Source organism: Stenotrophomonas sp., assembly GCF_031995405.1.
In the GTDB taxonomy this organism is placed as follows: domain Bacteria; phylum Pseudomonadota; class Gammaproteobacteria; order Xanthomonadales; family Xanthomonadaceae; genus Stenotrophomonas.
The window spans coordinates 1-5185 of record NZ_DAMAGC010000185.1 but is presented as its reverse complement, the minus strand read 5'-3'; the positions used below and the strand labels follow the sequence as shown (position 1 = coordinate 5185).

The following is a 5185-nucleotide window of genomic DNA, read 5'->3' as shown; positions in this document are numbered from 1 at the left end:
TCGCCAAGCGCATCGATCACCCCAGTTGCTTCACTGCCGCCGATGGCCGGCAACGTCGGCTTGTAGCCGTATTGCCCACGCACGGTCCACAGGTCGTGGTTGTGGATGGGGGCCAGGACGGTGCGGATGCGCACCTCGCCCTTGCCCGGCTGCGGGGTTGCCGCGTCGCCGCCGTGCAGTACTACCGTGGGATCACCGAATGTGTCATGCAATGCAGCGCGCATGTCTTTTCTCCTGTTGCCGGATCGAGGTTGCCGGGCAATGCCCGGCATGACGTTGTTGAAGAAGGTTGCCGGGGCGATGCCCGGCGTCGCGTCGTTGAAGATCACCGGAGCGTGCCCGGTGGCGCGTCATGGAGGCGTCGCGGGACCCGCCTCAGCGCCGATGCCGATGCGCCGCCACCACCGCCGCGCGCGGCTGGCGCCAGGCGCGTGCGCGCAGCAGCAAGGTCTGCAGCACCAGCAGCGCGGCCACGGCCAAGGCCAGCACCGCGACCGTGTCGGCGCCGGGCAGACGCCAGCCCGACTGCTTCACATACACCCCCACCAGCGCCCACACCACGGCGGCCGGATAGGCGAAATGACCGCGCAGGCGCTGGTTGACCGACCACGCCAGCAGCGTGGCCACCGCCAGCAGCACCACGCTCCAGCTGAACATGTCCGCGCTTGGCAGCCACTGGTAGGCCACGATCACCTGCGCGGTGTTGAGGAAGGCCGCCATCGACAGCCAACCCGCATGCAGTGCCAGCGGATAGGCCGCCCACGCACGCTGCCCGGCACTGGCCTCCGGCGGCGCCGCGCGGACCGCCGCGACGATCAGGCACACCAGTGCGGCCCAGATGATCGCCAGGGCTGGCAGGAACCACTGGTTGGAGAACACAGGCATCCACACGGCGGTGAGCACGAAGCCCGTGGCCGCACAGCCGCGTACGCCGACCAGGTCCGGCTTGCGGCGGCGCAGCTGCCACAGCCCGAACGCCACGTCCCACAGGAAGATCAGGCCCCAGATCGCGAACGCATAGCCCGCTGCCACCAGCAGGGTCGGATAACGGTCTGAAATCGCACCGTTGGTCGGGCCGAACGCGCCGGATTGCGAGAACCACGACACCACCGGCATGGCCAGGGCGGCCAACAACACGATCCAACGCATGCATCCACTCCAACTCAAAGAGCGGTGACGATACGCGGTTAACGGTTAAGGGGGTGGCATCGACCGGGTGGGCATGGCCGGATCGCGCTATCCATCGGCCCGGCATTGCAATCACTTACTAACATAGCCTTTGCTATATTGCGGCCCATGGACATCGAACGCCGCCCACCCATCGTGCCTGCCTGGCCCTCCTCCACCGGGCACCGCCCGAGCCTGGGCGAGATGAACGCCAGCGTCGCGGTGCCACAGGGCGGGCGTTGGTGGTTCCGGCTGCTGGCCTTCCTCGGGCCCGGATACATGGTCTCGGTGGGCTACATGGACCCGGGCAACTGGGCCACCGACATCGCCGGCGGCGCGCAGTTCGGGTATCTGCTGCTGTCGGTGATCCTGCTCTCCAACCTGATGGCCATCGTCTTGCAGGGCCTCTCGGCGCGGCTCGGCATCGCCACCGGGCGCGACCTGGCCCAGGCCTGCCGCGACCACTATTCCAAGCCGGTCAACCTGACCCTGTGGCTGTTGTGCGAGATCGCGATCATCGCCTGCGACCTGGCCGAAGTGATCGGCACCGCCATCGCGCTGAAGCTGCTGTTCGGCATTCCGCTGGTGGCCGGGGCGATCATCACCGCCGTCGATGTGGTGCTGGTGCTGTGGCTGATGAATCGTGGCTTCCGGGCGCTGGAGGCGTTCGTGATCGCGCTGCTGCTGGTGATCTTTGCCTGCTTCGCCATCCAGATCGCACTGGCGGCGCCACCACTGCAGGCGGTGCTGGGCGGCTTCATTCCGCGCGCGGAAGTGGTCACCCATCCGCACGCCCTGTACCTGGCCATCGGCATCATCGGGGCCACGGTGATGCCGCACAATCTGTACCTGCATTCGTCCATCGTGCAGACCCGCGCCTACCCACGCACCGATGCAGGCCGTCGCAGCGCGCTGCGCTGGGCGGTGACCGACAGCACCCTCGCGTTGATGCTGGCGCTGTTCATCAACGCCTCGATCCTGATCCTGGCCGCTGCCGTGTTCCATGCGCAGGGACGCACCGATGTGCAGGAGATCGAACAGGCCTACGAGCTGCTGGCGCCGATGCTGGGCGTGGGGCTGGCGTCCACGCTGTTCGCGGTCGCCCTGCTCGCCTCTGGCATCAATTCCACGGTTACCGCCACCCTGGCCGGTCAGATCGTGATGGAAGGGTTCCTGCGCCTGCGCATTCCCGCATGGGCACGGCGCCTGATCACGCGCGGCATCGCGATCGTGCCGGTGGTGATCGTCACCGCGATCTACGGCGAACAGGGCACCGCGCGCTTGCTGGTACTCAGCCAGGTGCTGCTGTCGATGCAGCTGCCGTTCGCGGTGGTGCCGCTGGTGCGCTTTGTCTCGGACAAGGCCAAGATGGGCCCGCTGGTGGCCCCGCGCTGGCTGGTCGCGCTGGCGTGGCTGATCGGCGCGGTGATCATCGTGCTCAACGTGAAGCTGCTGGTGGATTCGCTGGCCTGACCCCGCGCAGCAACGCACGGAAACGCGGGCACTCCAGATGGCTGCTGGCCCGGCACGCGGCCGCATGGCGCAGGCCATCGCGCATGGCGGTCATCTGCACGATGGCCAGGTCGAGTTCGTCGGCCCTGGCGGCCAGGCGCGCGCGGTCGATGCGGGTGCCACCGTCAGCGGCCAGCATCGCGGCGATGTCATCCAGCGACAAACCTGCCGCACGGCCCAACGCAATCAGGGCCAGACGCTCCAGCACATCGTCGGCGTACACCCGGCGCAGTCCTCGCCGGCCGATCGGCTGCACCAGCCCCTTCTCTTCGTAGTAACGCAGTGCCGATGCCGCCAGTCCGGCGCGGCGCGCCACCTCGCCGATATCCAGTTCGCGCATCGCTTGACCTCAAGTGCACTTGAAGTGGCAGAGTGCAGGCTCCTTCCCCCTGCTGGCAAGCCCAGATCGAGTCCGTCATGCCCGACACCGCACAGCACGCCCTGTGGAACGGCCCCTCCGGCCACGCCTGGGTGGAGGCGGAACGAATCCTCGATCAGATGTTTGCGCCGTTCGCCCTGCTGCTGGCACAGGCCATACCTGCCCATCCACCTGCGCGGGTCCTGGATGTGGGCTGCGGCACCGGCGCGGTAAGTCTGGAGATTGCGACGCGGCTGGGCAGCGGCGGCCACTGCACCGGCGTGGACATTTCCGCCCCGCTGATCACGCGCGCGATCACGCGGGCTGCGTCCGCAGGGCTGCCGGTGGATTTCATCGTGGCCGATGCGCAGCGGCTGGCGCTGCCGCCCGCCTCGTTCGACCGGATCGTGTCGCGCTTCGGGGTGATGTTCTTCGATGACCCGGCCATGGCCTTCAGCAACCTGCGTCAGGCGACCCGCCGCGGTGGCGCGTTGCACGCGATCGCCTGGCGCAGTGCCGCCGAAAACCCGTTCATGACCACTGCCGAACGCGCGGCCGCGCCGCTGCTGGCGCTGCCCGCGCGCGTGGCCAACGCGCCCGGCCAGTTCGCCTTTGCGGACCGGGACCGGGTGATCGCGATCCTGACCGAGGCCGGATGGCAGGACATCGAGGTCGTTGCGCGGGAGGTTGCCTGCGAGGTTGACGCCGCGGACCTGCCTGCCTATGTGACGTTGCTGGGCCCGGTGGGTTCGGCGCTGCGCAGCGGGGGCATCGAGCCGGCGTTGCGTGCACGCGTAGTGCAGGCGATGGACGAGGCGTTTGCGCCGTTCGTGGTGGGCGACAGGGTGCGATTCGATGCCGCGTGCTGGGAGCTGCGGGCGGTCGCGCCGTAGCCGGGCATGGTCCGGCTCTACCCATGCTGGCGGTTTCGCATCAATCGCGCAGTTGCCAGCATCGCCACCAGGGCCATCGCAGCGGCGACCAAGAACGCGTAGGCGGCGCCGTGCGCGTACGCCGCGCGTGCCAGTGCGCCGAGGCCGCTGGGCGAGGTGGACATCTCGCCAACCACCACCCGCTCCAGCAACGCTGGCGAGACGCCCTGCCCGGCATCGGCGAGCGCCGTTTCGGCGGCCCGCCGCACATGGCTGGAGAGCACCGCCCCCAACGTCGCAAACCCGATCAGGATGCCGGAGAACCGTGCCGTCGTGCTGATGCCCGAAGCCATGCCTGCGCGGGCCGGCGGGATCACGCCCATGATCGCCTTCTGGGTCTCGCCGTTGAGCAGGCCACCACCGCTGCCGAGCACCGCCATCGCCAGCAGCAGGCCCGCATCGCTGTGCTGCCACAGCGACACCGCGATGCCCAGGTTGCCCACCACCGCCACGCCGAGCCCCAGCGCGAGTATTCGCCCGGACGACCAGTGCGCGCCAAGCCGCCGGCCGAGGAACGGCAACAACAACATCGCCAACGCGAACGGCAGCATGTGCATGCCAGCCTGCAGCACGCTGTCGCCGCGGGCGTTCTGCAGCAGCAGCGGCAGCAGCGACGCCATCACCTGCACCGCGGCGGCGTAGGCGAACATCGCGATCACCGCGCCCACCAGCGCGGGAATCCGGAACAACGCCAGGTCCAGCATCGGCTGCGCACGGCGGCGCTCGACCACGATGAACGCCGTGCCCAACACCGCCCCCGACAGCAGCCACGGCAGCACCGCAACGCTTGCCCAGCCCTCCACCGGACCACGGATCAGGGCCCAGGTCCACGCCAGCATGCTGCCGGCGAACAGCAGCACCCCGGCAGCATCGACGCGTCGGCACACCGGGTCGCGCGATTCGGGGATGTAGCGCCAGCTCAGGGCCGTCAGCAGCAGGCACAGCGGCAGGTTGATGTGGAAGGCCCAACGCCAGCCCAGCCAGGTGGCGATGGCGCCGCCGAGCAACGGCGCCAGCACCATGGTCAGGCCCATGACCGCGCCCCAGATGGCCCACGCACGGGTACGCCGCGCCGGTTCCTGGTGGGCGTGACCGATCAGCGACAACGCCGGGGCGAGCATGAAGGCCGCCGCCGCGCGGAAAAGCGCATCGAGCAGACCGACGATAAAGCATTTTATATCTGCAGCTTCTCAAACCAGGTCAATATCTATAAAGG

Annotated in this window: 6 protein-coding genes; 2 read left to right on the top strand and 4 right to left on the bottom strand. The window is 68.7% G+C overall.

Annotated elements, in window-relative coordinates:
* Both RTO53_RS19360 and RTO53_RS19355 read right to left on the bottom strand, forming a co-directional pair.
* Window positions 1-224, bottom strand: a 224-nt coding sequence (locus tag RTO53_RS19360) for an alcohol dehydrogenase catalytic domain-containing protein (protein WP_345784552.1), incomplete at its 3' end; no start/stop codon positions are given.
* A gap of 151 nt (window positions 225-375) precedes the next feature.
* Entirely contained in the window at window positions 376-1149 is a 774-nt protein-coding gene (locus RTO53_RS19355) for a hypothetical protein (protein ID WP_312239293.1), read from the bottom strand.
* Between the two features lie 222 nt (window positions 1150-1371).
* On the opposite strand from RTO53_RS19355, the gene RTO53_RS19350 reads away from it, so the two are divergent.
* Window positions 1372-2640: an Nramp family divalent metal transporter gene (locus RTO53_RS19350; RefSeq protein ID WP_312239296.1), complete on the top strand. Its 1269-nt coding sequence runs from the start codon at window positions 1372-1374 to the stop codon at window positions 2638-2640.
* On the opposite strand, the gene RTO53_RS19345 is transcribed toward RTO53_RS19350, so the two are convergent.
* Window positions 2606-3019, bottom strand: a complete 414-nt coding sequence (locus RTO53_RS19345; RefSeq protein WP_345784551.1) for a helix-turn-helix domain-containing protein — start codon at window positions 3017-3019, stop codon at window positions 2606-2608. The genes RTO53_RS19350 and RTO53_RS19345 overlap by 35 nt on opposite strands.
* A gap of 77 nt (window positions 3020-3096) precedes the next feature.
* Here RTO53_RS19345 and RTO53_RS19340 point away from each other — a divergent pair, with 77 nt between their 5' ends.
* On the top strand, window positions 3097-3930 hold the full coding sequence (locus tag RTO53_RS19340) for a class I SAM-dependent methyltransferase (RefSeq protein WP_312239292.1): 834 nt from the start codon (window positions 3097-3099) through the stop codon (window positions 3928-3930).
* A 17-nt stretch (window positions 3931-3947) separates the two neighbouring features.
* Here RTO53_RS19340 and RTO53_RS19335 read toward each other — a convergent pair whose 3' ends face one another.
* The gene (locus tag RTO53_RS19335) at window positions 3948-5126 is read right to left on the bottom strand and encodes an MFS transporter (protein WP_312239294.1); all 1179 of its coding nucleotides are present in this window, start codon (window positions 5124-5126) and stop codon (window positions 3948-3950) included.
* Window positions 5127-5185: the final 59 nt, after the last annotated feature.

Bases quoted from the DNA above. Each gene is read 5' to 3' on its own strand.
- RTO53_RS19355 (WP_312239293.1), bottom strand. From the start codon at position 1,149: ATGCGTTGGATCGTGTTGTTGGCCGCCCTGGCCATGCCGGTGGTGTCG.
- RTO53_RS19350 (WP_312239296.1), top strand. From the start codon at position 1,372: ATGAACGCCAGCGTCGCGGTGCCACAGGGCGGGCGTTGGTGGTTCCGG.
- RTO53_RS19345 (WP_345784551.1), bottom strand. From the start codon at position 3,019: ATGCGCGAACTGGATATCGGCGAGGTGGCGCGCCGCGCCGGACTGGCG.
- RTO53_RS19340 (WP_312239292.1), top strand. From the start codon at position 3,097: ATGCCCGACACCGCACAGCACGCCCTGTGGAACGGCCCCTCCGGCCAC.